This window comes from Streptococcus sp. 27098_8_76, from assembly GCF_041432315.1.
Classification (GTDB): Bacteria; Bacillota; Bacilli; order Lactobacillales; family Streptococcaceae; genus Streptococcus.
Genome location: NZ_JAPVZI010000001.1, coordinates 166,311 through 192,514, shown reverse-complemented (window position 1 = coordinate 192,514; position 26,204 = coordinate 166,311). Strand labels below are relative to the sequence as shown.

Sequence of the window (26,204 nt, the reverse complement as noted above, 5' to 3'; positions counted from 1 at the left end):
CACAGAGATACAATTGGAACGACAGGAGTCGAACCTGCCTACGTTTCAGACCCTTTATAGTCATATCGCTCCACCAACTGAGCTACGTTCCAACTGCAAGGCGACTACTACCTTGCGTGTTAATTAGTAATCAATTTGAAAGTTTTCCTTTTTTTATTTTTTGTAGTCTTTACAACCTCTAGCGGAATCAAACCGCCTAGCTTATAACTTACCTAGGATATAAGTAGCTACGCATCCATGCGAGGTCCAGTCGCTACTGCAACTATTTTTAAGTTAATGAGTGATATATGAATGCTAAGCCTACTGCCTACCCCATTTTTGGGACACAAACACTCAAATGACAGCAGCTGGAATCGAACCAACTGGTCTAGCAGTAAAACGCACGTTTGGTAAAAAAATTAAGGAGACCCAAACAACCTGCTAACCTGTCCTTACTGTCTAAGAGGCCGAAGCCTCAGAAATAAAATGAAAAATATAAAGGAGACATCAATGAACGAAATAGGAGGAGGGGCTCGAACCCTCAATGTCTTTACGACACCCTGATTTCAGGCACCTCTCTTTTCAATTCTTGACACTACCATTCTAACAGATTTTTAGAACCGTGCTGTTCCAAAAAGTCCCATACGATCACTATGAGGTTAGATGACTTCTTCCAAAGCTAAGACCGCCTCATTTTTTAACCTGTAATAGGTTGTACGACTCATCTTCAAATCATAACAAACGCTATCAGCAGTGCCTTTGTTGATGTAAGTCATTCTTAATACCGCCCTGTGCTTGGGATTTTTAAGCCTATTGATCATTCTACCTAATTCAAGTTTTCTGTTAATAACCTCTTTAGTATCCTGCTCTATAGCCTCTTTCATCACTACCAGCTGAGTATAGACATCATCAACTTTTCTAGTCTGTCCACCTTGGACTTTGACACCTGACCACTTAGGACTTGAGAGCAAACCTGCCTCAAGCTCATTGATTTCATCTATACGGCTTTGGATGTCCATGTCAAGGTCTTGTAATTCTTTCAATAGCTCTTTGGCCTTGTTCACTCTCTATCTCCTTTGTGATATAATAATATTATTGAGATTATAGCTGAGGCAGAGAGTGCCTTGGCTTTTTTATTTTATTCTTTATTCGTGATCACACTACCTGCACCGTTAACAGTGACCCAGCCATGCTTCTCTCTGGCTTCTGCTTCTTTCATCCGGATAAGATTATCTGTGATTGAGTCTGACTTAGCTTTGTTGGCCTTGGCTTCACCTTCTGCTTTAATGATACCTGCGTCTGCTTCTGCTTGAGCTTGAACTTTCTTGGTATCGGCTTCAACTTTAGCTTTTTCCTGCTCCTGTTTTGCAGTGTCGATTTCTTTTTGTTTTACAGATTCATTTTTGATTGCTGCTTCAATCTCATCTCCTGCGTCTTGGTCTGTGATGGTAAAGGATACAAACTCCAAATCATAAGACTCAAATTTTTCTTTGAGAGCTTTGTCAATCATTTCATAAACTTCTGTACGCTTATTACCGAGGATATCGTAAATATCGTAATTTCCTGTTACCGATTCAATAGCACGCTGAACAGCAGGAGATACTACGCTATTATTCACGTTTTCTAAGTCCGTGTAATTAGAGAAGACTGTCATAGCCTTTTCTTTATTGACACGATATTTCACATCAATATTGGTGTTGAGCCACTGACCATCTTTAGTCTGAGTCGTGATTTTCTCCATTGTTTTTGTTTGAACAGATGTCGATAAGGTGTAGACTTTATCAATAAATGGCATTTTTAGATGATATCCTGTTTGCAGGGTATTTTCTTGCACACCTCCAATTGCGCTAACCTTAACTCCAACTGTATTAGCTGGGATACGCTTCACGGCCGTGAGACGAAAAATCCCAAGTGAAGCAACCGCTGCAACTGTAATGATACCGCCTTTAGCAAGTTTTGTAAGTGTTGTTTTTCCTGTTTCATGATTGTATTGTGTAAACATTGTTTTACTCCTTTTTCAAATTATTTTCCCATCAAAAACTAGTGTTATTGTACCTGTACCATCTTTGTGTTTAGATACTAAAGCACGGCAATCTGAGCCTAATTCAATACCCTCAACTGTGATACTGCGCTTTATCCTATCAACATTGATGATTGTTCCCATTAATGTTTTAATTCTCATGTTCCATCTCCTCGATTAGCCAGTCAAGGTTCTTACGTGCTTTTTTTAAGTCTTCAAGGCCGTTTTTCTCTTTGTATCGAAGTAAATACTCTACCGCACTGCACCAGTGATGTGCTTCCATTTCTGCCTTGCCTTTGATGAAATTTCTCGTAACATCCTTCACTTCGAGACCATAAGTCCCGATGTAGTGGTTTGGTTTGTTTATGTTGTCAATTATTTCTGGGTTCATTATTTATCCTCCAAAAGCTCTGGGTTTTCGTAGATATTCCCAACAACCTCGCAATCAGTATGTCGTAACCACAATTCACATCCGTGTTGCTTAGATTCAAGACGATATGCTCCACCACGATGTCTTACAACCTCGTAATAAGTCGGTTCAGAATAGACATCCTTGGCCATTTTGACTATATCCCCCTCAAAGATTTCCTTACCGTTCTTGTCCTTGAGTCCTGTTGATTGCATGATGACTAGATTATCAACAAAAACATAATCTGGAGGGCACATGACATCCTCCTGTTCAACCACTACAACTTGCCCACTTTCTGTTATTGAGAAAGTGTCTTTAAACATCTCTTTATTTGTGGTATCCCACGCTCTAAATTTTGGAATCATGTTAAATCCTCCTAAGCATTAACAACTGGAAAATGAATATCACCAATCACTAAAGAGCCTACGCTGTAATAATAGCCGTTATGCTCTGCTTCACAATTGGCAATAGCTACAGGGTTCTGATTATGGAAGATAGTTACTTTGTTTTTATAACCAGTTCCCCAATGGTCGGGGATTTCTTCCGGTTCTCCAATTTCAACATTAGTAATCACAGCGTCAAGTGATACATCTTGGAACTCCCCACCTGCTGAGGCACAGCAATCACTTTCAGACATTTCAATAGTGACCTTTGTGCCGTCTTCAAGTAGCAAAAAGTCCTTATCCCATTTCACAATACGCTTAAAGAGCAACAATTCTTTAAGCTCTTCCAACGACCCGTACCTTGCATTTTTCCAATCAGGCTCATAATAGTCTGGTAGTTTAATAGTTTCTGTCATAGTAACACCTCATCCCCAACTTTCACTTTATCGTACACGTCCTTCGTAACCACGAATACACCGTAGTCACGTATCGTAAGCGTGTATAACTTGCCGTGTCGTCCTTTCTCAAGGACTTTACCGAAAATCTCTGCTCCTGCATTATCAGCTTTATAGACGACAATAGGGCGCTTTTCTTCTAATTTCTTAATCTGGATACTCTGCCAGATGTTTAATCCAGCAGATAGCAGAATCCAGATAGCTATGAATCGTTTCAATCTATGACCTCCTCGACAAGAATGTAAGTTCTTTCTTTGTTTATTTGTTCGTAACGTGCAACTTGGTAACCTACAATGTTTATTTTCGCCTTACCTCTTGTTGCTATTTTAGCTCTTTCAATGTATTCATTGAGTCTCTCTACCGCCAGCTTTTCTTCGTCGTCAACGAACTCCATGAACACTCTCATCACTCCACCGCCTTGCTATCTAATTTTCGTTTTTCAATTTCCTTCAATCGGTCAATTTTGGTACTGACATAAGCCATAGCATGTGATAAAAGAGGGTTAGGATATAACGGTAGCATTTTGAGTATTCGTTCGTAATACTCAAGTTCTGTCTCTTCTTTAGGAGTAGTTGTCCTGATTTTAGTCATCACTCCACCCCTTTTTTGAAAGCTATATTCAACCATAGATTGTATTTGTGCATTTTACGCTCAATTTTTTTAGGTATATCCCTTTCAAAAACAATAAGCGGACCATCTGTGTCTTCTGTATCTGAGTAATTTATGATTTTATCTTTTGAGTAACAATTTAAAAATTGTTTTCCAAAATGGTTGCGAAAAGATATTTTGAATATTTTCTTTTCTTTGTAACAACTTTTAATCATTATTCGTCTTCTTGATTTGTTTAACGACATCACTCCACCTCCTCAATTTAACTATATGGTCGGTCATAAAACCTTCCGTCCATGAAGATCTCTAATGGTCTAATCCAGCATTTTTGCTCTTTATCCAAAGACACATAGACAACGCACTCTTCTAGCGTTTCTTCCCATAGACCTACAGCTATTACTTTATATTCTTTAAGAGTTTTCTTGTGAACCCAATATGATCCAACCATAGGTTTTTTCATCACTCCACCTCCTCAATCTCAATCCCTGGGCAATCGAATACCCAGCCGAATCCAGCTTCTTCTAGTTGTTTTTTTGTAAAACTTTCTTTGTATGCTAAAGAAAAAAATATTTTCCCAATTCCATCTTTAGAAATGTAGTGTTTTGTCGCTTTAACCTTCACAAAATACCGCTTCTCTTCCTCAACCTCGTAGCCGAATTGGTGCATGTTGACGAGAATTTGGATAAAGTTATCTGTATTCGACATCCAGTTAAAGAGAGTCTTGTCATTTATAAATTCTCCCCAATTATTCAAACAAAGATATGCAATGTTTTTATCTAAATTATCTTTGTTTATCTCATACCAAACCGCCACAGACGGCGGAACTTTGACTGGTTGCGGTTCGTCTAGTTGTTTGATTAGATCAATTGCAGTTTCGGTCGGAATGCCTTTGACTACAGTTCCAAACATATTCAAACCATGAATCCCGATTTCTTCAAATTCTTTAATCAATTCCTGCTTATTCATCTTCCAGCTCCTCAACTCACCTTGTGGCTTTCCAGGTTTCCAAATTCTTGGCCATGGTTTACAAAATATGAACCAATCAGGATAGCGTCAGCTTCATCGTCTTTGACGTTCAGGTCGAATTCATCAGACACCTTAGCAACTGCCTGCAGCTTCATCGACTTCTTGCTTCGGTCCTTGTAACTAAACTTCCAATACTTGCGCCATGTCGACACGTTCACGAAGTACACATTGTCAGCAATCAGTCGGCCAAGAATGATACCTGTCACAATTCCAATACTGATCATAGACTGCTGATTTGGTCCCATGACTGAGTTCTTCTCGACCACAATCGACTCAAAATGGCAGTCGTACTTCTGAAGCGCTCTCGATTGAATAGCTCGCAATTCACTAGCCATGAATCGCCCACGCTCAAAGAAAGACTTGCTTTTATGTTTTAAGACACCACTCTGGACAAGGTCAGAGCCGTGAAATACGGCCCAGCCTGTCGCAGTAGTTGAAATGTCTAACGATAATGTCAGAGATTTCATTGCAGTTCTCCCTTGATACCACAAAGATCAAAGAGATTCCGCTTGTTATTTTCGATGAACTCAAAGAACTTCTGAAGTTCGGCCAAGTGGCGTTTCTCCCTCTTGACTCCAAGGCTTGTATGATACTCTGTCGGCGTTTCCGGTGTTACCCTGATGTCTAGCCAATAGAGAGGCTCGAACACGTCGCCACTTGTATCGAGAGAAGCATCTGCGTCCGTATTTCTGAAATGCATCTGCATATCATATTCAATTTTATTTGTGATTTTGATGGTCTTGTCTACGATTTCAAGTGTGATAGTTGTTCCTGGTATGTCGATTTTGTTTAGCATTTGTTTTCTCCAAAAAAATGCGACTGCCTTTGTGATAATTGGCTAAATACGGGCAGTCGCTCGTCCAAGGTCACATGACCTTTACTGACGTTTTCTAGTTCGCAGTTTTACAAGAATGCCCGGCTTGTTGGTTTTTGAGTTGTTTCCAAAATGGAAATAGTTGGTTTTGGTTATTTTTTTATCTTTTCTTTTGATTTGATACTTCTTATATTGTTCTATGAGGGAACTTTGTAAATAATCAATGCTGACGAATGCCAATATTCAGCGCTGACTCCACTGTCAGCAACAGCAGACACGTTTGATTGAAATTTGATGTCAATCAACTTAATGTCTGGATTTTTGGCAAGCCAGCTATTTATTTGATTATCAATCGCCTCGTCAGATGGGTAGTCGGATGATAAAAATACTGTTTTAATCATTTTCTTTCCTCGCTTTTTCTAAAAGATTACTGCCCATTTTTCGGTAATATGATGGGTTCTTGCATATTCTTTCACAGCCATTTCTTCGGCTTGGGTGCGACTATATGCCAAAACATGATAGAAAGCCTGTGTCTGTCTATTAATGCCCCAATTGCACCTAATCTCATAGAATTTCAACTCTTTATTACTAGACCAAAAGTGTGGTGCTCGCTTGCCTAGCTTGTATGTTTCTCTATCGACTCTCATAATTTGGGGGTCAGTCATCAAATCACCTCCACGCGCCGGGTCAGCGCTTTCGATTTGCAATATTCGCAACGGCCACATGGTATTGCCTTCTCTTCGCCTCGCTTGACCTTATCAAGGCGCTGGATAAGCACGGACAGCTTGGTCAACTCATAATCGAGTATTTTCTGTGACTCAAAAACAATCGCTCTGGTATCAGGGTACGGCTCTTTTGTCACTGCGTAGATGATGGGGAGGAACTCTTTGCCATATTCTTCTTCCAACATCTTCTTGTAAGCTGCCATTTGAAGAATATATCCCCAAGCTTCGAACCATCGAACTTGAATATTTCGCCCACTAGCTTCATCCTGAACCCAAACCATGCTGTCGATGTCTGATTTTGTGGTCTTAATGTCTACAAAATAGCCCTTTTCGACATTGAGGCAGTCAATCTTGCCTTTAAATTCCACTCCTTCGATTTCGCCTGTGACAGCTACCTCTTTCTGACCGACATAATAGTCCATGAACTGACTGTCAGCTTCCAATCGCTCAATCATGCGCTGGCCGACCAAAAAGTCAGCTTTTAACTGACCTTTGGTTTTACCAGCTTTTGAAATCATGACGTCCGCATTTTCATCCATGAACTTCTTATGTGCTTCTGGGCTTTCAAAGTAGCTGTGGACCATATTTCCGACCAAGAGGGCTGTGTTGTCTCGTTGGTCTTCCCATTCTCCTTCTAGCTCTGCCAATGCCCGTGCTTCACACTCTCTAAATCGCTTGTATTGCGAGATAGACCAGTATCGACGTGCGGAAGCTGCTGAGTAGTAATCTTTTCCAAGTAAATCCATTGTCATTTCATCTCTACCTTTACTGATTTTGTTCGTGGCTCAAATTGAACACCGTGAGCCTTGAGCCATTCTTTGAATTGCTCCTTTGTTTCCTTTGCATTTTCTGTCGGGAAAATTAAATCTACAGTAAATTTGTAACCATATTTTTTAACACCCTCCTCAGAAGCCGTATTTTGCGATTTTTGGCCCGTTGCTTGCTCTGGGGTATAATTACCCTCTGAAATGGTTTCAGGCTTAAATTCAGGCTGATTTTGGGTGTAGAATTGATTCTGAGCATCTTGTTCTGCTTCTGCTTTGGTCCGTCTAAGCTCATCTGCGTCTGCATGTAGGATATCGATAGTATCCAAAGCAGAGCGACCCTCTCTTAGCAAGTCAACGTACTTTTCAGGGTTCAAACCTTTAGCCACCGCGATAGCAGTCATTTCATCTATACGCTTTTTCAATTCGTCTTCCGCTTTAGCTTGTTCAGCTAATGCCTTATCATCAAGAATTGCCTGCAAAACATCAACAAGTTTCGCTCCCTTGTCATAACTGCGAATGTAGACAGTAGGTCCGAGACCAGCTTTAGCTGCCGCTTCTGTAATCTGGATGAGTCCAGCTTCACGTTGTTGTTTCTTAGCAGCTTCTTCGGCAACCAATCCGATAATCATCTTAGAAGTAGCTTGATTGATTCGCACGTTATCGGCCATAAAACACTTCTTCTTGCTGAAATCATCAAAGTAAATAGCAAACAATTTGATGTCAAGTTCTGCACCGTTTTCTGCGATTGCAGATTCAAAAGCTTCTCTGACTGTTTCCTTTCGGGCTTCTGTTTCTCTCTCCTCAAACTCCTTGATTTGATTTTTTATGTCTGTCTGCAAAGTTTTGATAGGGTCTAATATGCTATCAACCCAAGCCTTTGCTTCATCAAGTGGTTTAGAGTATTCTGAAAGCTGATTTTTAAGTTCTTGTTCAATCTGACGCTGTACTCGTCCCAACTCGTCTTTGACTTTAATGTCGTCTGATAAAGTTTCTTCTGTAACGACATAACCAGCGTATTTCTTTTTATAAGACTCTAAAGCTTGCTCCAAAACTTCTTTGCCTTGGATTTCGATTTCAGCCGCTTTTAGAGTAAAGCCAATCTCTAAATCTGTTACTGGAACAAGCTCTAAGCTATCTGTCACATCTTTTAATTCTTCAACCATTTTAGAAATCCTCCCCTTCCAGCATGTCCATTTGACCATTTTCTGACTCTTGGTCAATTACTCCGCCTGTCTCTTCTGGAGCACCTAACAAATCAGATAGATTGTCAGATTCTGGAGGTGTGACGTCCTTTGCTCTCTTCACTTCGTTTACGTTGGAATCTTCGTTATCGGCCATAATAGCTTCCTGTAACTCAATTGAGAGGGGAGCATACTTACTTAGAAGTTCCTTAATAAGTGTTTTTTGAGCCATGGCATCAAATTCAGTCTTCCAAGGAGTTCCTGGTTTAAAATCTCCAATCTGCTTGTCGTAGGTTTTAGAATATTTCTGAGCATGTGCTATGACTTTTTCTTTTTTCCAAAAAATCATCTTTCGAAATCCATTGATCAATTCCAAACTTGCAAAATATCCCTCAACCTCTCCGCTATCAACTTGCTCTTCTTTGAGGTGTAACGTGCCATAAACTTTGTCGTATCGCAAAAATTCCTCTTTGTAAACGATGTCGCAGTTTATGTTTCTGATTTGTCCACTACGTTGCGCCAATTGGATAAAACCTCTGTAACCCATTTGGAATTGCGCTTCGTTTATTTTTACCCAAGTGTTCCCATGCTTCTCGTTTCTGCTATACGGTACTACGTATGCCATTCCAAGGCTTGGCTCAATCGGTAGTTTTAAAGTCGCTGCTTTCATGGCAGCGTTCATGATACTTGTATTTGTAGCTTTAGCTAGGTAACTATTATTGTTTATAATCGACAACAAACTTGCAACAAATTGTGCTTCACTCCCGTCCAATACCGACTTAAATTTTTCTAACGCCGCCGGACTTTTGAATGCTTGTTGCGGTGTCAATGTGTCGAATTTAGCTATTTCATTTGCCATTTTGTTTCCTCCTATGTATTCATGTTAATTCTGCGTCTAGCATTTTGCCTCAGGTCGTCCAAACCGTTTCTATAATCATCAATAAGCCCTAAATTGCTATCGATAAATCGCTCGACTACTCTGTTCAGCAAGTCTTGAGACGTAGAGCCTTCGAGTTCAGCTAAAACTCCAAGCAATTCTTTTTGTTTCGGAGACATTTCAATTCTGATATAACTTTTCCCTTTGTTTGAAGGTATATTTGTCATTTTCTTCTCCTTTTTCTTTTAGTAATTAAACATTGTCCCACAGTATCCAGCATCTTCTAATGCTAATCGGTTCAAATAGTGTGACATATCGCTAATACTCATTTTTCTAACCATTTTCTCGGTTAGATAATCGCCATCAATTTCTTCTCTCATTGCCTCTCTAAGTTCTTGTTTCCATTTTTTGTAATATAATCGTTTTTTCATTTCTTTCTTCCTTTCGTCTTCTTCAAATTCCAATTTTCACGTTTTATACGTCTATTTTCGTTTTGCAATTTCAAAATAATATTTTGTTGGTTGTTGATGATTTCTCCGAGCTCAATTCCAAGATGCATATACTCAGCTCGCCAATTATCGATTTCTGCGTGTAGTTCCTGGATCATATTTCATCACCTACATATCGACGTCGACCGCATCCGATATCCACATATTCGCTTGGGTCAAGTTCTTCTCGTTCTTCGGGCGGTTGCATTATATCTCTGTCATAATCAAACATGAGCATACACCTTTCCAAGTTCCAGCACTCGCTTCACATATCTGGCCTTGGATGTTAGTCCAAGATCCAGTAATTCGTTTTTTTCTTCATGATTGGCCAAAAGCCACACACGGTTTTCAAGTTCAATTCTAGTCATCAGCGTCTCCTTTGCTCTACCCCAAATACTTTGCATAGCGTGCTCTTCGTGGTTCTGGTAAAGCTAATGGCTCAGGTCGCAATCCTTGAGGCGGTTCGTTGTCATATGTGAAGCCAGGGAACGGACGACGAATATTCTCACGAATCTCTTGCCATTTGTCCTCTCTACCACGTTCGTATGCATGGTTATAGCCTTGGATAATCATAGACGCAAATTCTTGCTCTTCTCGTCTCTCTTCTTCATTCTGGCGGATTTTCTCCTCTTCCTGCTTATCCATCTGATGAACTAGGATTCCTGCGCTGATAAATCCTAAAATCACTGCGCCAGTTCCTAATAATTGGCTAACTAATGGTGGTTCAAACATTTTTATACTCCTAACATTTTTTCTTTTTTCATATTCTCAAGCATTTCTGATAACGTTTCTTTCTTTGTACGATAGCGATTACGACTTTTCCATTTGACGAACATGCGAAATCCTTCGTAATCGATAAATACAATCTTATGAGTTGGGTTATCGATGAACTGCTTGAAGTCTGGATGTTCTCGCATTTCACCCGCCCAGACTTTTGCAGTCCCTGGAGTCAACCCTTCCCACCTCTGACAAAGATGTTTGTAATCACCATGCGTAGCTTTTTCGTCCACATCAACTGGCTTATAAGTAATTTCTGTTTTCGGCATGCAATTTCCTCTCTTTCGTGTTATAATCATGTTGAATATTTTAGTATGCGCCTGATTGCCGTCAGATGCTTTTATTTTTAGATTCTATAGACGCTTCCATTTGTTGCGTAATACGTCAGCTCGTTCATCTTTCTTGTAAACTGGTAGTCGCTTGTAATCAGCAACCGCTCTTTCAGCAAGCTAGATAGTCCGTAGTGGTTAGTTTCAAACTGTTCAATAATTTTCTGACGTTCTTCAGTAGTCACTTGCTGACAAGGTGCGTCTAGACTCTGTGTCATTGCTAAATTTGAACGCATTAGTCTTCATGTTTCCTTTCGTTATTCTATCTACGAGGCTTTTCTCGTAAAGTTGCTCCAAGTGATTGCCTCCATAGTTCGTAGTTATAATCGTATTCGTCCTGTTTTCAAGTATCTGATACAGGACTTTTTGCATCCAGTTATTCCCCTGCTTGATTTCATCTCCTACGCTTGACTCTTTGCCAAGGTCGTCTAAAATCAAGTAGTCAACCTTCTGCAAGAATTGGATAGTCCGTCTTTCTTCCCACTTGGAATCCTTGTACCTAAAAGCGTCTTTCATCCGTGAGAATAGTTCCATGGAGGGAATATAGACCACCGAGCGCTTCAACTGGAACTTCTGGAAACTCTCGTTCAGTGTCTTGGCAATTCCAACTGCTAGATGGCTCTTACCGACTCCAGGCGGACCGCTGATAATCGTATTCCCCTCATATCGCTCCTTCACATAGTCAACCGTCACACGCTTAGCGAAATTAACTGCTTCAGCATCTTGGTCTGTGTGAATCTCAAAGTTGCCGATAGTAGCCTTTTGTAAGTCAGGGGGAATGATGCTCTCCTTAGAAAATAAAGAGTAAGACCGTGTATTTCTGATTTGAGCCTCAGCTTGAGCAAGTTGTTCGCCTGCTTGACTGTTGATTTTATCCTGCCCACATTCAGGGCAATAAGTCAGCACGTTCTGAGTGCAAGGGTTGACTGAGCGCCACATATAGACTCCTTCATGTTTAGGGCATTGAGTATTCAAGGTTTCAATCTGTAAAAATCTACCCTGCAATTCATCTCTTGATACTGCTCGCATAGTACCCTCCTAGAATCCCAGTCGTGGGTTGTAACCATCATCTGATAATTTCAAGGCATTCCCTTGATAAGCACTTGACCGCTTCGGTTTCTGTCTATTCTCTACCAACTCAGCAGTAACTAGCCCCTTCTGCTTCCAATCTCTCAAGATACTTTCAAGGTATTTGAAGTAAGGCTTACCATTTCCCACACATTCCTTGATTGCTAACTTTATGACCTCTTTACTATGGTCTTGTAAGAACGCCTTCAAGTCCTCAATCTCAAACGGCGTTGGGTATCTTCCAAACTCTGAAAAAATCCAATCGTGAACAATTCCAAGGTCGTTTTCTGCTGGTGCGTCCTCTATACTATATAGAGAGTTACCACCATCACCATCTGGTTCACTCAGTCTTGATAAATTAGTATTGATATTATCAGTCTTGATTGTGTCAACTTTTTTTACTTCTTGAGGTAAAGTTTTTTTACTTCCGTGGTCAACTTTTTTTACTTCTTGAGGTAAAGTTTTTTTACTTCCGTGGTCAACTTTTTTTACTTCTTGAGGTAAAGTTTTTTTACTTCCGGAAATATATAAACGGTTCGGCTTATTCACCCCTTGCCTAACTTCTCTAAGCAAGCCTATATCAGCAAGTTCTTTCTTAGCTGAAATGATCGTAGGTTTGCTACAATTTAGTTTCTCCATAAGTCGCTCATTAGTAAAATAGACAAATACATCACCCTTATCATCAAACCATTTATTTTGAATTGACAATGTTCTCCTGTCAAAGAGAAACATATATATTTGCTTCGCTTTATCACTCAGTACATTGTAAGGTGGTTCATAAAGCCACTGAGGCATCTGATAGAAAGCGTTGTTCTTTACTTCGTTTATTTTCAATCATTAGGTCTCCTTTCTATTTCTAATCTCCTTTTCTGCTATAATGTAGTCAGAAAGGAGGTAATGTTATGACTAATGATGTATTTTACAGTCGTAATAGAGCTGTTCTAATTGATAAAATTAACGACACCATTCGCAATTCAGGTTTGACAGACGATGAAAAAGTGAGTATCGTTAATCAATACCTTAGAAAGATGATTGCAAATCACGAAGTTGAGATACAAGCTCTGATGGAGCAAATTCCAAATCGTAATCTGTAATATCTTCACTAATGAGTTCAGCTAGTGCTTTTACTCTAGGTTTCATGTCTTTGCTAGGATTTGGAAAATCCTGCTTGATAAGTCGTAATTGCTCAATTACCTTTTTGACCCTTTTCGTTGGTGGAAGGGGTCTTTTTGTTTTATACGGATATTTCTTTGGTCTCATTTTCCTACTCCTCAAACTTTTCCCACGGCTCACTGATTCGCAATTTTTTATTAATGCGAAGCTTCAAGTCGTCACTTCCTTTACCATCTTTTAAAAGTTGCGTGATAGCTGACGGACTAACACCTACAACGATAGCCAAATCCGTTTGCGACCACCCACGTTTTTCAATTCGCTCTTTTACAAGCTCAATCCATTTAAGATGTTGTTGGCTCATGTAACCTCCTCCTTTTTAATTAATTAAGTTAAAGAGCTAGTAAATTATTTTATAAAACGCTTGACAGCTTTTAGCGTATCTGCTAAAATGAAAGCATAATTAAAAACCTTGATAAAACCTTATATCTATCAACTTACTCGCTCGCTAAAGCTATTTATTTTTAGATAAGTTTTAACTTCGTTTTTTACTAACTCATTAACTTACAAAAACTATTTTAGCGTAAACGCAAAATAATGTCAACTAATTTTTGCGCATTTTATAAAATATTTTTTGTCATGTCTTAGAAAGGCTGATAAATCAATGTTTTCTACTTTTGAAATCGTAAAAGATTTATGTGAAAAACAAGGGATTTCGCTAAATACTTTAGAAGATAAACTAAAACTAGGCAAAAATTCTTTGTATGGGTTGAAGAGGAATCAACCTTCTGCCGAACGGCTACAACAAATCGCCGACTACTTCAACGTATCCACCGACTACCTGCTCGGACGAACGGATAATCCTGCTATTGCCGGGAGTGATGAATTTGCTCAAGTAAACGGACAAATCATAGACTTACGCAAAGCGGCAGCCAACACCATGTTATTTGACGGGAAACCACTAAATGAAGATGATATCGACTTCATCACATCCGTCCTATCCGCCCACTTCAAAAGCAAAGGAGAACGCTAATGACTATCACTATCAACTTCACAGAAAAAAACTCCTACATCACGGACTACCTAAACAAACACGGTATCGACACAACGACCATGGATTTTGACGACTTCATGGCACTCATGGAAGATATCGAAGACGCACGAGCAGCCGACCAAGCCTATATGGAGTATTTAGCCGACCCAGTTACTTATACCATGGATGAGGTCTTGGATGAACTAGGACTAACTCGAGAGGATATTGCTTAATGTATCGGCTAGATATTGATAAAAAAGCTCTCAAGCAACTTAAAAAACTAGATACCCCAACCAGAAAACAAATCCTATCCTGGCTCGCTAAAAACATTGAAAACACTACCAATCCACGACAACATGGAAAAGCATTAAAAGCCAACCTTGCAGGTTACTGGCGATACAGAGTAGAGAATTACCGCATCATCTGTGATATCCAAGACGATAAACTAGTCGTCCTAGCCGTGGAAATCGCCCACCGCAGAGATGTTTATAAATAACGAAGGAGAGCTATGACACTCGCTAAACTCTGCGAAGAATATCAAGTAGAACTTTGTCTCTTCGATGGTTCAAACTGGCACAGTAGCGGTTTCTACAATCCAGACACAAACGTACTCGCTATTGACCACAACTTGACTCCTGAACAACAAATCCAAGTCGCCCTACACGAACTTGGACACAAAGACCACACACGCTCAGAGTACCAGAACGCCCGTCTACGCTGTGAAAACGAAGCTGATAGGAATATGATCCATCATCTCGTGAAAGACGCACTAGAAAACTTAGACGACCCCACAGAGTTTGATTACCTCAAATTCATGTCTTACTACAATCTAAAAACCATGACAAATGAAATCATGGTTAAAGAAGAGTATTTAGCATTAGTAAATTAAAAAAAGGAGTATCAATATGGAAATTGATAAAGTAAAAGCCGATTTAAAACAAGTCGGTAAACGTGTAGCAGATCTCAGCCAAAGCATTACGAATGAAGAACAAACAAAGAATGCCTTCATTATGCCGTTCTTCCAAGCGCTTGGATATGATATCTTCAATCCTCTTGAGTTTGTCCCAGAGTTTACTGCTGACGTAGGTATTAAAAAAGGCGAAAAAGTCGACTATGCGATCATTTTGGATGGCGAGCCTCAAATCCTAATCGAATGCAAATCAATCACAGAAAACCTTACTAAGCACGACTCTCAACTATTCAGATATTTCGTAACTACTAAATCAAAATTCGGTATCTTGACAAATGGTAGAGAATATAAATTCTTTACTGATTTAGATGAACCAAATAAAATGGACACAACTCCATTCTTGACAATAGATGTGACTGATATCAAAGAAAATCAATTTACTGAGATCATCAAATTCCATAAAGAGAATTTTGATATTGATAATATTGTTTCATCAGCTTCTGAATTGAAATACCTCAACAATCTTAAAGCGTTTCTGACTGAAAACATCACTACACCTTCAGATAGCTTCCTCAGATATCTAACATCAGAAATCTATGAAGGTCGTGTGACTCAAAATATCTTAACGACATTTTCTCCTATCATCGTGAAAGGGTTTAATCAATTCATCACAGAAAGAGTTAATGAAAAATTAAGTGCGGCACTTAATACAAGCGTTGAAACAAAAGTAACAACCGATATTCCAAAAGCTGAAGCTGAACCTGAAGAGATTGTTGAAGCAGCTGATGAAATTATCACAACTCCTGCTGAGTTAGAAGTCTATACTGTTGTTAAAATGCTTGCTAAGGATGTAGTATCTCCAGAACGTGTATTTTACAGAGATAACCGAAGCTATTTCAATGTTTTGGTTGATGATAATATCAAAAAATGGGTATTACGCTATCGTTCAAATTCAAAGAAAAGCACAATCGAAATTCGTGATAAGGGCATCTTCCCAGTATCCACTCCCCTCGAAGTTGCAAATTATGCTAACGAGATTCTAGAAGTAATTGAAAAATTTGCATAAGATAAAGGAGAATACCCATGAAAAAACTACTCACTACGTCAGCTATCTTGCTTACTGCTGCTGTTTTAGTAGCCTGCACTAACAATCAATCGGCTACCAAAGATAGCTCGGAGCAACCAAAAACGGAGCAAACCAAAGCGAACGACAAACCTGCTTCTAAAAAGGCTACTAGCTTGGACGATTTTAAGAAAGCGCTAGAAAACAACGGTTTTACTATCAAAGAGGAAATCTCAAAAGAAGCTAGTCTTATTCAAGCCGAATCAGGGAAAGGGTTCATCTTAGAAGATGATACTGCTGTAGAGGTTTACGAATACTACGATAAAAACCCAATGTTTAAAGAAGCTAAGAAAGAAAAAGAGTTAATCGGACATCCTGCTTATATCTACGGAAATTATGTTGTTTTAGTGCTTAATGCTACAGACTCAAAAGATAAGATTTTAGAGAGTTTCAAAGGGTTTGAGTAGATTGTTGACAGCATTTATAAATTGAACTATAATTAAGTTACTTAGAGGCAAGCCCTCATAATTTTAGACTTTGCACCTTAGCGTGCCAGGGGAAGTAACTTAACTGTTGCTTCCCTTTTTAAAAACAAAAAATCCCCACGCTCTCAAAACTTTGGCGAGTCTGAGCGTGAGGATGTACTGTATAAGGAAACGACCATTAAAAAGGTAGTTTTCTTATACTCTATTCTATCAAGAAATGAGGTGAAAATCAATGTGGGTAGAACAACATAAAAGCGGAAAAGTAAATTTTTTTGAGAGATATAAAAATCCTTACACCGAAAAATGGTCTAGAGTTTCAGTTCTCATGGAAAAAGATACTCCTCGCATCAGAAAAGAAGCTCAGAAACAACTTGAAATAAAGATAGCAAATATTCTGAGTGAACTAGAAAGCTCAGAAATGCTTTTTACGGAACTTTTCGACCAGTGGTGGTCATTCTACAAACAAGAGATTAAACGTTCTTCTATCGCTTCATTAAACGGAAATATCAAAGAGATAAAAGATGACTTCGGAATTGGTATCAAAGTTTCTAAAATTGATCCAAAATATGTTCAATCATATCTAGATAGACTCGATTGCTCAAGGAATAAAAAAGAGCGAAATAAGTCCATGCTAAATCTTGCTTTTGATTATGCAATAGACCTTGGCATTATTAAGGATAATCCAGCTAGGAGAGCTAAACTTCCAAGAGTTCAAAAGACATTAGAAGATTGGAAAAAGGTAGGACAGAAATATCTTGAAGAATATGAAATCAAACTACTACTGAAAGAGTTGTATCGTAGGCCAAGCACCTATCGAATCGGACTACTCTCTGAATTCATGAGCCTGAATGGTTGTCGTATTGGGGAAGCCGTAGGAATTGAACCTCATAATGTTGATTATGAATCTAACACCCTGCAGCTTCATGGAACATACGACCACACGAATGGATATCAAAAAGGTGAAAAAACTTCACCGAAAACCCTGGCATCCTATCGCGAAACCGTCATGACCACCCGTGAAAAAGAGATATTAGAAGAGATGGAGTTCATGAATGAACTGGAGAAGAATACCAATCCTCGTTATAAAGACATGGGCTTCATCTTCACCACAAAAAATGGAGTTCCTTTGCAAACAAACTCTTTTAATCTAGCTCTAAAGAAAGCTAATGAAAGACTTGAAACACCAATCCAGAAAAACCTTACTAGCCACATATTCCGTCACACGCTAGTAAGTCGACTTGCTGAAAACAATGTACCTCTTAAAGCTATTATGGATCGTGTGGGGCACTCCGATGCAAAAACAACCACTCAAATATATACTCACATCACAAAACAAATGAAATCAACGGTAGCAGATGTCATGGAAAAGTATTAGTCTATGCCCCAAAAATGCCCCAAAACAAACAAAAAAGCCTGTCACACAAGCTCAAATGCTTGATATGATAGGCTTTTTAAAGACTAATTATTTAACAGCGTCTTTAAGAGCTTTACCAGCTTTGAATGCTGGAACTTTAGAAGCTGCAATTGTCATTTCTTTACCAGTTTGTGGGTTGCGACCTTTACGTTCTGCACGCTCACGAACTTCAAAGTTACCAAAACCGATCAATTGAACTTTTTCACCAGCTGCAAGATAGTCAGCTACTGCTGCAAATACAGCTTCAACTGCTGCTGCTGAGTCTTTCTTAGTCAATTCTGTAGCTTCTGCTACTTTAGCGATCAAATCTTGTTTGTTTGCCATGTTAACGATTCCTCCAAATAATTTCTAATTAACAAATATAATCATATCCTAAAATCCCTTTTAGGTCAAGTTAAAAACGCTATTTCTTCCCATTTTATTTATTTTTTTAGGAGTGATAACGTACCAAAATAGCCCAAGCATTCTCACCTGTGTGCGTTTGAATAATGGAACCCGTTTCCAAAACAGAAATTGGCTGTTCAACATAAGCTTGTAAGCTTTCTTTCATCTCTTTTGCCCAATCAGCACTACCAGAATATGAAATTCCAATCTCTGCTACAGAACGTTCAGAGAGAGATGTTGTCAACTCATCTAACCATTTTTTAAAGGTTTTAGCTCCACGACCTTTAACCATTGGCTGCAATTCATGGTCTTTCATTTGCATGACAACACGGATATTAAGAAGAGAACTCAACAATCCAGTTACACGGCCAATTCGTCCACCTTTAACAAGATTTTCCAAAGTCGAAACACCAATATAGAGTTCTGTGTGGTTTTTAACCTCTTCTATGCGAGTTAAAATTTCCTCCAACTCTTTGCCTTCTTGCGCTAATTTTGCAGCCTCAACAACTTGGAATTTCAAGGCTTGGTCAGTGAAGGAACTGTCAATAACTGTCACGTCGGCAGTAGATAGGCTGGCACCTTGGCGTGCTGCTTCTACAGTACCAGAAAGGGCATGGGACATATGAATAGCAAGAATCTGACTACCATCCTTGCATAGGTCTTCAAAAACTTCAGCGAAGACACCTACAGGTGGTTGACTTGTCTTAGGAAGATTCTTACTTTCTTGCATCAAGTGAAGAAATTTACCTTCTTCTTTCAAATCAGCATCAGAATAAACAACATTATCAATCATTACAGATAATGGAACAATTGTAATATCTAATTGCTTTACTAGTTCTGGTTCAATAGTAACAGATGAATCGGTTACAATCTTAATTTTTGTCATAGTATCAATCTTTCTATTTTAGGATTCAGATTGGTTTTCTTACTTCTAATTATATCAAAAAAAGATTAAAAATCCTAATGGAGTCACTCAAATTTTCCTTAAAAATTTGATATAATCTACTTATAAGAAAAGAGGTGTCCTATGATTAAAAAAATTTACCCCATTTTAACCATTTTATTAGGAGCTGCTATTTATGCTTTTGGGCTGACTTATTTTGTAGTTCCTCATCATCTCTTTGAAGGAGGGGCGACAGGTATTACCCTCATCACCTTTTATCTTTTTAAAATCCCTGTTTCGCTCATGAACTTGCTGATTAACATTCCCCTTTTCATCCTAGCTTGGAAAATATTTGGAGCCAAATCCCTCTATTCTAGTTTGCTAGGAACCTTATCTTTGTCTGCCTGGTTGGCTTTTTTTGAGCGTATTCCTCTTCATATTGACCTTCAAGGTGATTTACTGATCACAGCCCTTATAGCAGGAATCCTATTGGGAATTGGCCTTGGAATTATTTTTAATGCTGGAGGTACAACTGGCGGAACTGATATTCTAGCTCGTATTCTCAACAAATACACTCATATATCAATGGGGAAACTACTTTTTATCTTAGATTTTTGTATTCTCATGCTCATTCTCCTAATCTTCAAGGACTTGAGATTGGTTTCCTACACGCTCTTATTTGATTTTATCGTTTCGCGTGTCATTGATTTGATTGGAGAAGGTGGCTATGCTGGTAAAGGTTTTATGATTATCACAAAACGTCCTGACCAACTTGCTAAGGCGATTAATGATGACCTAGGAAGAGGCGTTACTTTTATTTCTGGTCAAGGCTACTATAGTCAAAAAGATTTGAAAATTATCTACTGTATTGTCGGTAGAAATGAGATTGTGAAAATGAAGGAAATGATTCATCGAATCGATCCTCAAGCCTTTATAACTATTACAGAAGCCCACGAAATCCTTGGAGAAGGATTTACCTTTGAAAAAGAATAAAAAGAGGTAATGTCGTGACCTCAAAAGTTAGACTACATCATCTATCTTTTGGGTTACAGACAACCTCTTTTTTGTTTTCTAAAACGCTCAAGACCAATTTCGAGCTACTTCTTCATCAGCCTTTAACCGATCCACTAATTGGTCAACAGAATCAAATTTTGTCATATCTCGAATGCGATCAAGCCAATAAACCATGACGGTTTCCCCATAAATATCTTGATTAAAATCAAAAATATTGACTTCAAAACGTGCTTCTTCTCCATCAAAGGTCACGTTTTTCCCGACACTAGCCATAGCACGATACTTCTGTCTTTGAATCTCAACATCAACGACATAAACGCCATCTGCTGGCATATAAGTACGGTCTAAAAGCACTAAATTAGCTGTTGGATAACCAATCGTACGACCACGAGCATTACCATGAACCACCATACCTCTTGATGGAAGCGGTGCCCCCAAAAGTTCTCCTGCTTCTTTCACATTTCCATCTAAAATAGCTTGACGGATACGAGTTGAACTAATCTTTCCTTTCTCATCTTCTACAGGTGGAACGATAATGACTTCTCCATCAAAGTAATCCTTTAAGTCTTCTGCCGTTTTTTGGTCAGAACCAAATGTATAATCAAAACCTGCAACAATAATTTTGGCATTCATAGCCTTGATATAAGTTGCAAAAAATTCTTCTGCCGTGAGACTAGCGAATTGACTACTAAAATCAAGGAGATATAATTCTTCTACGCCTTCACGCTTTAGTTTCCTCTCACGTTCAGCAGGGTTCAAAATATGCAAAAACAGATCAGGATGATAAGGCTCTAAAGCAATCTTTGGTGATTCATTAAAGGTCATAACCACGATAGGCAATAAATCCTTTCTCGCAGCCTTATTGGCAACACGAAATAATTCTTGATGCCCCTTGTGTATACCATCAAAATAGCCGAGAACAACGACTGAATCAGATGGTGTGCCAATATCTTTTTGGTTTTTTATAGGAATAGTAATAATCATAAAATAATTATATCATAGCGATAGCTATTTCTGGAACAGAAAATCTGAAATGTCGTTTTTTTCACCTGAAATAGCCATTTTTGCAAAAGGTAGTACCATACAAATATATATTGACTCTGATATACTAGAATTACAAAAAAGGGGAACGATTAACATCATAAACCATTCTCAATTTATTCTTATCGTATCACAATTCATAATTATCATTGAGTGAAGAACTGATAGTTGAATAGCATGAACTAATATCGCAAAAGCCAGCGTTTTCTGACGCTGGCTTTTAAACTGTGAAAAACTTTTCTAAACTAGATTGCTTCTGTAACAAAACTACGGCTTTCCAATACTTTGAGCATGGCGTTAGCTGTATCTAGGGCTGTGAAGAGGGGCACTCCGTGTTCAATAGCTGAACGGCGAATCTGCTCACCATCTTCGTCTGCAGTTCGTTTGGTTCCTACTGTATTAATGATAGCTTGAATTCTTCCTTTACGAACAAAGCTTGGAATATCCTTATCGTCATCACCAATCTTACCAACAGGTTGGGCTTGCAAGCCATGACTGGCAAAGAAGGTTGCTGTCCCTTCTGTCGCGAGGATTCCATAGCCAATATTTTGGAAACGACGAGCTAAGTCCAAGGCTTCTTCTTTTGCATCATCAGCGATGGTAAATACAACGTTACCAAAGGTTGGCAAGTGTAAGTAAGAAGCTTCAAAGGCTTTATAGAGAGCTTTTTCCAAAGTCGTATCAGAACCCATAACTTCACCTGTTGACTTCATTTCAGGCCCGAGTAAGCTATCTACCTTAGCTAGTTTCGTGAAGGAGAAGACAGGTGCCTTGATATGAACGCGAGTGCTTTCAGGGTAAAGACCATCTTGGTAGCCAAGTTCTGATAAACTTTGACCAAGAATGAGCTTGGTCGCTACCTGAGCCATAGGAATATTGGTAACCTTAGAAAGGAATGGAACGGTACGGCTGGCACGTGGATTGACCTCAATAACGTAGACTTTTTCATCCTTAATAACAAACTGGATGTTCATCATTCCAAGACAGTTAAGACCAATTGCTAGGCGTTTAGTATAGTCTGCGATTGTTTCTTGCACCTTTTGCGACAAGGTTTGTGGAGGATAAACGGCCATTGAGTCACCTGAGTGGACACCGGCACGTTCGATATGCTCCATGATACCAGGGATAAGAACATTTTCTCCGTCTGAAATGGCATCAACTTCACACTCTTGCCCAACGATGTATGAGTCAACAAGCACTGGGTGGTCTGGACTAGCCTTAACAGCGGTACGCATGTAAGAACGGAGGTCCTCTTCGTTTTCAACGATTTCCATGGCACGTCCACCCAAGACATAAGATGGGCGGACAAGAACTGGGAACCCAATCTTGCGAGCTGCAAGAACTGCTTCTTCTTCATTGGTAGCCGTTTGTCCTGGTGGCTGAGGAATATCTAAGTCTTTAAGAGCTTGCTCAAAGAGGTCACGGTCTTCCGCGCGGTCCAAGTCAGCAACCTGTGTACCAAGGATGGTCACACCTGCTTTTGCCAATGGCTCCGCAAGGTTAATGGCTGTCTGACCACCAAACTGAACGATAACACCTTTTGGTTGTTCCAAATCAATGACGTTCATAACATCTTCGAAAGTCAATGGTTCAAAGTAGAGCTTATCTGATACAGAAAAGTCTGTAGAAACTGTCTCTGGATTTGAGTTCATGATGATTGCTTCATAACCAGCAGCTTGAATCGCCTTAACAGAGTGAACAGTGGCGTAGTCAAACTCAACCCCTTGACCGATACGGATTGGACCAGAACCTAGGACCAGTACAGATTCTTTTTCAGATTTGATAGATTCATTTTCCCAACCATAAGTTGAATAGAAATATGGTGTTTCAGAGTCAAATTCTGCCGCACAAGTATCTACCATCTTATAAACTGGAACAATCTTGTTTTCCAAGCGAAGTTGGCGAACGTGATCAGCAGTCGTTTTCCATAGTTCAGCAATCTTACGGTCTGAGAAGCCATTAAGTTTAGCTATTTTCAAAACTTCAATATCTTGTGGATGGGCACCCAACTCCTGCTCAATTTCAAAGATATGTAGGAGTTTATCGAGATAAAAGATATCGATTTTTGTAAGCTCTGCAATTTCTTCTGGTGTGTAGCCACGGCGAATGGCTTCTGACACATAGAAGAGACGGTCATCTTGGGCTTTGACAACTTTTTCAATCAAGGCATCATCAGAAACTGCTGCAAGTTCAGGCATTTCATTGTGGTGCACCCCAATTTCAAGGGAGCGGCAAGCCTTAAGAAGAGATTCCTCGATGTTACGACCGATGGCCATAACTTCTCCAGTTGCCTTCATCTGGGTACCAAGACGGCGTTCTCCCTTTTCAAACTTGTCAAATGGGAAACGTGGAATCTTGGCAACTACGTAGTCAAGGGCAGGCTCAAACATGGCATAGGTTGAACCTGTAACTGGGTTGATGACCTCATCCAAAGTCAAACCAACTGCAATCTTGGCAGCCAATTTGGCAATTGGATAACCTGTCGCTTTAGAAGCAAGGGCTGACGAACGTGATACACGAGGGTTTACTTCGATGACATAGTACTTGAAGCTGTGGGGATCAAGGGCTAGCTGAACGTTACATCCCCCTTCAATCTTAAGGGCACGAATGATGCTCAAGCTCGCGTCACGAAGCATTTGGTTTTCATAGTCTGACATGGTTTGGGCAGGGGCAAATACAATGGAATCCCCTGTGTGAATCCCAACTGGATCAAAGTTTTCCATGTTACAAACAACCAAAGCATTATCAGCTGAGTCTCGCATCACTTCGTATTCGATTTCCTTGAAACCTGCGATTGAACGCTCAATCAAACATTGGGTAACAGGTGACAATTTCAAACCATTTTCAGCGATTTCACGCAATTCTTCCTCGTTGGCACACATACCACCACCAGTACCACCAAGGGTAAAGGCTGGACGAACGATAACTGGGTAGCCAATTGTCGCTGCAAAGGCGACTGCTTCTTCGACAGTGTTAACAATTTCAGATTCTGGAATTGGTTGGTTGAGCTCTTCCATCAATTGTTTAAAGAGATCACGGTCCTCCGCTTGGTCAATGGCAGATAATTTAGTTCCCAGAAGCTCAACACCAAGCTCATCAAGGATACCATTTTTAGACAATTCCATGGCCATATTAAGACCAGTTTGTCCACCAAGGGTTGGAAGCAAGGCATCTGGACGTTCCTTACGAAGAATACGTGTCACGAACTCAAGTGTAATCGGTTCGATGTAGACCTTGTCTGCAATCTCTTTATCCGTCATGATGGTTGCAGGATTTGAGTTAACCAAGACAACCTCATACCCTTCCTCTTTCAACGACAAGCAAGCCTGGGTCCCAGCGTAGTCAAACTCAGCGGCCTGACCAATAATAATCGGACCAGAACCAATCACCATAATTTTTTGAATATCAGTACGTTTAGGCATAGTTTATGATACAAAGCCCGTAAAGAACACAGTGAAAATAGGAAACTCGGTGCAGACGCCTTCAGCGTCGAGACGATGTTTAGCTTTTTCACACAGTTCTTAGGGCGTGTTCACTTCCGCGAACAATGTATCTTCTCCTTTCTATTCGTCGCCTCTCAGGGCGACATTAAATAAATTCTCCAACGATTTTTTAGCGAAACGATACTTTTCGGTAAAAAATCTAGTGCAGGGAGTTTTTAGTTCGCCTGATAGCGACTAAAAGAAACGACCTGCCTTTCTATTCGTCGCCTCACAGAGCGACATTAAATAAGATACAAAGGACGAATAGAAAGCGATTGAATTTTAGGAAACTAAGGAAGGATTGACAATCCAAGTTGGTTTCTCTAAATTCCGAGCTTTCCGTCCGTGTTCAGTTAAATAAATTCTCCGACGAGCTTTTACTCGTTCTTAGTTTGATTGTTTAAAAGCTTCCATCATCTCGATAAACTCGTCAAATAGGTAGCTAGCGTCGTGTGGACCAGGGGCTGCATCTGGATGGTATTGAACAGAGAAAGCAGGTTGGTATCTGTGACGAACTCCTTCAACTGACTTGTCATTGATTTCTTCGTGGGTGATAATCAAGTGCTCTGGCAAGTCCTCACGGCTGACTGCATAACCATGGTTCTGGCTAGTAAAGTCTACACGGCCTGTAGCAATCTCACGTACTGCATGGTTAAAGCCACGGTGACCAAACTTCATCTTGTAAGTCTTAGCTCCGTTTGCCATAGCAAAGAGTTGGTGTCCCATACAAATACCAAAGATTGGAATTTTCCCTTGCACACCGCGAATCATATCCAGTGCTTGTGGAACGTCTTCTGGGTTACCTGGACCGTTTGACAACATAACTCCGTCAGGATTGAGATGGAGAATTTCTTCCGCCGTTGTTGAATAAGGAACAACCGTCACGTTACAGTTACGCTTAGAAAGTTCACGTAGGATTGAGTGCTTGAGACCAAAGTCCACTAGCACTACGCTTAAACCAACTCCTGGAGCTGGATAGGAAGTTTTAGTAGAAACCTGCTTAATATTGTCTGTCGGCAAGACTGTCGCTTGAAGCTGGTCCGTCACATGGTCCATACTGTCCCCAACATGGGTCAAGGTTGCACGCATAGTACCATGCTTACGGATAATCTTAGTAAGAGCACGTGTATCAATTCCTGAAATACCTGGAATTTTCTTGGCTTTCAAAAATTCATCCAGCGTCATTTGATTTCGCCAGTTGCTTGCTCTACGCGCTTCTTCGAAAACAACAACTCCCTTACAAGTTGGAATGATGGATTCGTAATCATCACGGTTAATTCCATAATTTCCTACCAAAGGATAGGTAAAGGTCAAGATTTGTCCATTATAAGACTGGTCTGTAATGGATTCTTGGTAGCCGGTCATGCCTGTATTAAAGACGATTTCGCCTGTTACATCAATATCTGCTCCGAAGGCCTTGCCTTCAAAAACTGTGCCATCTTCTAATACTAGAAGTCTTTTTGTCATATTTTCACCTC

General features: G+C 39.7%; 43 protein-coding genes and 1 tRNA gene. 9 read left to right on the top strand and 35 right to left on the bottom strand.

The genetic code is table 11. The annotated features are described in order from the left end of the window. Window positions 1-13: 13 nt before the first annotated feature. The 29 genes from O3636_RS01075 to O3636_RS00935 form a co-directional block, all read right to left on the bottom strand. Window positions 14-92, bottom strand: a tRNA-OTHER gene (locus O3636_RS01075). 546 nt (window positions 93-638) lie between these two features. Further along, the gene (locus O3636_RS01070; protein ID WP_314500162.1) at window positions 639-1,043 is read right to left on the bottom strand and encodes a DUF1492 domain-containing protein; all 405 of its coding nucleotides are present in this window, start codon (window positions 1,041-1,043) and stop codon (window positions 639-641) included. Between the two features lie 74 nt (window positions 1,044-1,117). After that, a complete protein-coding gene (locus tag O3636_RS01065) occupies window positions 1,118-1,981 on the bottom strand; it encodes an SPFH domain-containing protein (RefSeq protein ID WP_173214531.1) in 864 nt (287 codons plus the stop codon). A 15-nt stretch (window positions 1,982-1,996) separates the two neighbouring features. After that, window positions 1,997-2,161, bottom strand: a complete 165-nt coding sequence (locus tag O3636_RS01060; RefSeq protein ID WP_001220799.1) for a hypothetical protein — start codon at window positions 2,159-2,161, stop codon at window positions 1,997-1,999. Next, entirely contained in the window at window positions 2,151-2,390 is a 240-nt protein-coding gene (locus tag O3636_RS01055; protein ID WP_153199865.1) for a DUF3310 domain-containing protein, read from the bottom strand. Before O3636_RS01055 ends, O3636_RS01060 begins: the two co-directional genes overlap by 11 nt. After that, window positions 2,390-2,773 (bottom strand): YopX family protein, encoded by a 384-nt coding sequence (locus tag O3636_RS01050; protein ID WP_371641397.1) that lies wholly within the window; start codon window positions 2,771-2,773, stop codon window positions 2,390-2,392. The genes O3636_RS01055 and O3636_RS01050 overlap by 1 nt, the downstream gene beginning before the upstream one ends. Before the next feature lie 11 nt (window positions 2,774-2,784). Continuing rightward, window positions 2,785-3,207 (bottom strand): hypothetical protein, encoded by a 423-nt coding sequence (locus O3636_RS01045; RefSeq protein ID WP_050199228.1) that lies wholly within the window; start codon window positions 3,205-3,207, stop codon window positions 2,785-2,787. Then, window positions 3,204-3,464, bottom strand: a complete 261-nt coding sequence (locus tag O3636_RS01040; protein WP_371641396.1) for a DUF1372 family protein — start codon at window positions 3,462-3,464, stop codon at window positions 3,204-3,206. The genes O3636_RS01045 and O3636_RS01040 overlap by 4 nt, the downstream gene beginning before the upstream one ends. Beyond that, window positions 3,461-3,640: a hypothetical protein gene (locus O3636_RS01035; RefSeq protein ID WP_261043865.1), complete on the bottom strand. Its 180-nt coding sequence runs from the start codon at window positions 3,638-3,640 to the stop codon at window positions 3,461-3,463. Before O3636_RS01035 ends, O3636_RS01040 begins: the two co-directional genes overlap by 4 nt. An 11-nt stretch (window positions 3,641-3,651) precedes the next feature. Next, on the bottom strand, window positions 3,652-3,837 hold the full coding sequence (locus O3636_RS01030; RefSeq protein ID WP_261043864.1) for a hypothetical protein: 186 nt from the start codon (window positions 3,835-3,837) through the stop codon (window positions 3,652-3,654). Beyond that, a complete protein-coding gene (locus tag O3636_RS01025; protein WP_261043862.1) occupies window positions 3,837-4,100 on the bottom strand; it encodes a hypothetical protein in 264 nt (87 codons plus the stop codon). Before O3636_RS01025 ends, O3636_RS01030 begins: the two co-directional genes overlap by 1 nt. A 17-nt stretch (window positions 4,101-4,117) precedes the next feature. Then, a complete protein-coding gene (locus tag O3636_RS01020) occupies window positions 4,118-4,315 on the bottom strand; it encodes a DUF1653 domain-containing protein (protein WP_048690142.1) in 198 nt (65 codons plus the stop codon). Then, window positions 4,315-4,821, bottom strand: coding sequence for a DUF1642 domain-containing protein (locus O3636_RS01015; protein ID WP_265527825.1), 507 nt, complete (start codon window positions 4,819-4,821; stop codon window positions 4,315-4,317). The genes O3636_RS01020 and O3636_RS01015 overlap by 1 nt, the downstream gene beginning before the upstream one ends. Window positions 4,822-4,832: 11 nt before the next feature. Next, window positions 4,833-5,348 (bottom strand): hypothetical protein, encoded by a 516-nt coding sequence (locus O3636_RS01010; RefSeq protein WP_371641395.1) that lies wholly within the window; start codon window positions 5,346-5,348, stop codon window positions 4,833-4,835. Continuing rightward, window positions 5,345-5,677, bottom strand: coding sequence for a hypothetical protein (locus O3636_RS01005; RefSeq protein WP_371641394.1), 333 nt, complete (start codon window positions 5,675-5,677; stop codon window positions 5,345-5,347). The genes O3636_RS01010 and O3636_RS01005 overlap by 4 nt, the downstream gene beginning before the upstream one ends. 215 nt (window positions 5,678-5,892) lie before the next feature. Next, a complete protein-coding gene (locus O3636_RS01000) occupies window positions 5,893-6,096 on the bottom strand; it encodes a sporulation protein Cse60 (protein WP_371641393.1) in 204 nt (67 codons plus the stop codon). An 18-nt stretch (window positions 6,097-6,114) separates the two neighbouring features. Continuing rightward, entirely contained in the window at window positions 6,115-6,360 is a 246-nt protein-coding gene (locus O3636_RS00995) for a hypothetical protein (RefSeq protein ID WP_371641392.1), read from the bottom strand. Further along, window positions 6,360-7,172 carry a PD-(D/E)XK nuclease-like domain-containing protein gene (locus O3636_RS00990; protein WP_371641391.1) on the bottom strand — a complete coding sequence of 271 codons (813 nt, stop codon included), beginning with the start codon at window positions 7,170-7,172 and terminating at the stop codon, window positions 6,360-6,362. The genes O3636_RS00995 and O3636_RS00990 overlap by 1 nt, the downstream gene beginning before the upstream one ends. Beyond that, window positions 7,169-8,350, bottom strand: coding sequence for a DUF1351 domain-containing protein (locus O3636_RS00985; protein WP_371641390.1), 1,182 nt, complete (start codon window positions 8,348-8,350; stop codon window positions 7,169-7,171). Before O3636_RS00985 ends, O3636_RS00990 begins: the two co-directional genes overlap by 4 nt. A gap of 1 nt (window position 8,351) precedes the next feature. Beyond that, the gene (locus O3636_RS00980; protein ID WP_371641389.1) at window positions 8,352-9,227 is read right to left on the bottom strand and encodes a recombinase RecT; all 876 of its coding nucleotides are present in this window, start codon (window positions 9,225-9,227) and stop codon (window positions 8,352-8,354) included. 11 nt (window positions 9,228-9,238) lie between these two features. Continuing rightward, window positions 9,239-9,424: a hypothetical protein gene (locus tag O3636_RS00975; RefSeq protein WP_371641388.1), complete on the bottom strand. Its 186-nt coding sequence runs from the start codon at window positions 9,422-9,424 to the stop codon at window positions 9,239-9,241. Between the two features lie 66 nt (window positions 9,425-9,490). Next, window positions 9,491-9,676, bottom strand: coding sequence for a hypothetical protein (locus O3636_RS00970; RefSeq protein WP_371641387.1), 186 nt, complete (start codon window positions 9,674-9,676; stop codon window positions 9,491-9,493). After that, window positions 9,673-9,852: a hypothetical protein gene (locus tag O3636_RS00965; protein WP_371641386.1), complete on the bottom strand. Its 180-nt coding sequence runs from the start codon at window positions 9,850-9,852 to the stop codon at window positions 9,673-9,675. The genes O3636_RS00970 and O3636_RS00965 overlap by 4 nt, the downstream gene beginning before the upstream one ends. A 105-nt stretch (window positions 9,853-9,957) precedes the next feature. Beyond that, window positions 9,958-10,101 carry a hypothetical protein gene (locus O3636_RS00960; RefSeq protein WP_000196747.1) on the bottom strand — a complete coding sequence of 48 codons (144 nt, stop codon included), beginning with the start codon at window positions 10,099-10,101 and terminating at the stop codon, window positions 9,958-9,960. A 16-nt stretch (window positions 10,102-10,117) separates the two neighbouring features. After that, complete coding sequence (locus O3636_RS00955; RefSeq protein WP_371641385.1) at window positions 10,118-10,465, bottom strand: hypothetical protein; 348 nt, start codon at window positions 10,463-10,465, stop codon at window positions 10,118-10,120. Window positions 10,466-10,467: 2 nt separating this feature from the next. Further along, window positions 10,468-10,779: a hypothetical protein gene (locus tag O3636_RS00950; protein WP_061759964.1), complete on the bottom strand. Its 312-nt coding sequence runs from the start codon at window positions 10,777-10,779 to the stop codon at window positions 10,468-10,470. A 77-nt stretch (window positions 10,780-10,856) separates the two neighbouring features. Then, window positions 10,857-11,057, bottom strand: coding sequence for a hypothetical protein (locus O3636_RS00945; protein ID WP_371641384.1), 201 nt, complete (start codon window positions 11,055-11,057; stop codon window positions 10,857-10,859). Next, on the bottom strand, window positions 11,014-11,868 hold the full coding sequence (locus O3636_RS00940) for an ATP-binding protein (protein WP_371641383.1): 855 nt from the start codon (window positions 11,866-11,868) through the stop codon (window positions 11,014-11,016). Before O3636_RS00940 ends, O3636_RS00945 begins: the two co-directional genes overlap by 44 nt. Before the next feature lie 9 nt (window positions 11,869-11,877). Beyond that, the gene (locus O3636_RS00935) at window positions 11,878-12,741 is read right to left on the bottom strand and encodes a replication initiator protein A (protein WP_371641382.1); all 864 of its coding nucleotides are present in this window, start codon (window positions 12,739-12,741) and stop codon (window positions 11,878-11,880) included. Window positions 12,742-12,809: 68 nt separating this feature from the next. Between O3636_RS00935 and O3636_RS00930 the strand changes: the two genes are divergently transcribed. Then, complete coding sequence (locus O3636_RS00930; protein WP_371641381.1) at window positions 12,810-13,001, top strand: hypothetical protein; 192 nt, start codon at window positions 12,810-12,812, stop codon at window positions 12,999-13,001. 170 nt (window positions 13,002-13,171) lie between these two features. On the opposite strand, the gene O3636_RS00925 is transcribed toward O3636_RS00930, so the two are convergent. Continuing rightward, window positions 13,172-13,381: a helix-turn-helix domain-containing protein gene (locus O3636_RS00925; RefSeq protein WP_371641380.1), complete on the bottom strand. Its 210-nt coding sequence runs from the start codon at window positions 13,379-13,381 to the stop codon at window positions 13,172-13,174. Between the two features lie 300 nt (window positions 13,382-13,681). Here O3636_RS00925 and O3636_RS00920 point away from each other — a divergent pair, with 300 nt between their 5' ends. From O3636_RS00920 to O3636_RS00890, 7 genes are all read left to right on the top strand, one after another. Continuing rightward, window positions 13,682-14,050, top strand: a complete 369-nt coding sequence (locus O3636_RS00920) for a helix-turn-helix domain-containing protein (RefSeq protein WP_000493079.1) — start codon at window positions 13,682-13,684, stop codon at window positions 14,048-14,050. Further along, window positions 14,050-14,283: a hypothetical protein gene (locus O3636_RS00915; RefSeq protein WP_049512785.1), complete on the top strand. Its 234-nt coding sequence runs from the start codon at window positions 14,050-14,052 to the stop codon at window positions 14,281-14,283. The genes O3636_RS00920 and O3636_RS00915 overlap by 1 nt, the downstream gene beginning before the upstream one ends. Beyond that, window positions 14,283-14,546, top strand: coding sequence for a type II toxin-antitoxin system RelE/ParE family toxin (locus tag O3636_RS00910; RefSeq protein ID WP_000285962.1), 264 nt, complete (start codon window positions 14,283-14,285; stop codon window positions 14,544-14,546). Before O3636_RS00915 ends, O3636_RS00910 begins: the two co-directional genes overlap by 1 nt. Before the next feature lie 12 nt (window positions 14,547-14,558). After that, the gene (locus O3636_RS00905; RefSeq protein WP_061468462.1) at window positions 14,559-14,939 is read left to right on the top strand and encodes an ImmA/IrrE family metallo-endopeptidase; all 381 of its coding nucleotides are present in this window, start codon (window positions 14,559-14,561) and stop codon (window positions 14,937-14,939) included. Window positions 14,940-14,955: 16 nt separating this feature from the next. Further along, window positions 14,956-16,026, top strand: a complete 1,071-nt coding sequence (locus O3636_RS00900; protein WP_371641379.1) for a type I restriction endonuclease — start codon at window positions 14,956-14,958, stop codon at window positions 16,024-16,026. Window positions 16,027-16,043: 17 nt separating this feature from the next. Beyond that, a complete protein-coding gene (locus O3636_RS00895) occupies window positions 16,044-16,490 on the top strand; it encodes a hypothetical protein (RefSeq protein WP_371641378.1) in 447 nt (148 codons plus the stop codon). Between the two features lie 250 nt (window positions 16,491-16,740). Next, on the top strand, window positions 16,741-17,883 hold the full coding sequence (locus tag O3636_RS00890) for a tyrosine-type recombinase/integrase (RefSeq protein WP_371641377.1): 1,143 nt from the start codon (window positions 16,741-16,743) through the stop codon (window positions 17,881-17,883). A gap of 87 nt (window positions 17,884-17,970) precedes the next feature. Here O3636_RS00890 and O3636_RS00885 read toward each other — a convergent pair whose 3' ends face one another. Then, entirely contained in the window at window positions 17,971-18,246 is a 276-nt protein-coding gene (locus O3636_RS00885) for an HU family DNA-binding protein (RefSeq protein WP_001284639.1), read from the bottom strand. Window positions 18,247-18,352: 106 nt separating this feature from the next. Then, on the bottom strand, window positions 18,353-19,192 hold the full coding sequence (locus O3636_RS00880) for a DegV family protein (protein WP_173212661.1): 840 nt from the start codon (window positions 19,190-19,192) through the stop codon (window positions 18,353-18,355). Between the two features lie 141 nt (window positions 19,193-19,333). Between O3636_RS00880 and O3636_RS00875 the strand changes: the two genes are divergently transcribed. Continuing rightward, on the top strand, window positions 19,334-20,182 hold the full coding sequence (locus O3636_RS00875) for a YitT family protein (RefSeq protein WP_000592068.1): 849 nt from the start codon (window positions 19,334-19,336) through the stop codon (window positions 20,180-20,182). Between the two features lie 87 nt (window positions 20,183-20,269). Here O3636_RS00875 and O3636_RS00870 read toward each other — a convergent pair whose 3' ends face one another. From O3636_RS00870 to O3636_RS00860, 3 genes are all read right to left on the bottom strand, one after another. Then, window positions 20,270-21,187 carry a bifunctional riboflavin kinase/FAD synthetase gene (locus O3636_RS00870; RefSeq protein ID WP_371641376.1) on the bottom strand — a complete coding sequence of 306 codons (918 nt, stop codon included), beginning with the start codon at window positions 21,185-21,187 and terminating at the stop codon, window positions 20,270-20,272. A gap of 302 nt (window positions 21,188-21,489) precedes the next feature. Further along, window positions 21,490-24,666 carry a carbamoyl-phosphate synthase large subunit gene (gene carB, locus O3636_RS00865; protein ID WP_224218232.1) on the bottom strand — a complete coding sequence of 1,059 codons (3,177 nt, stop codon included), beginning with the start codon at window positions 24,664-24,666 and terminating at the stop codon, window positions 21,490-21,492. Window positions 24,667-25,113: 447 nt separating this feature from the next. Beyond that, window positions 25,114-26,193, bottom strand: a complete 1,080-nt coding sequence (locus O3636_RS00860; RefSeq protein ID WP_000166853.1) for a carbamoyl phosphate synthase small subunit — start codon at window positions 26,191-26,193, stop codon at window positions 25,114-25,116. Between the last annotated feature and the right edge of the window lie 11 nt (window positions 26,194-26,204).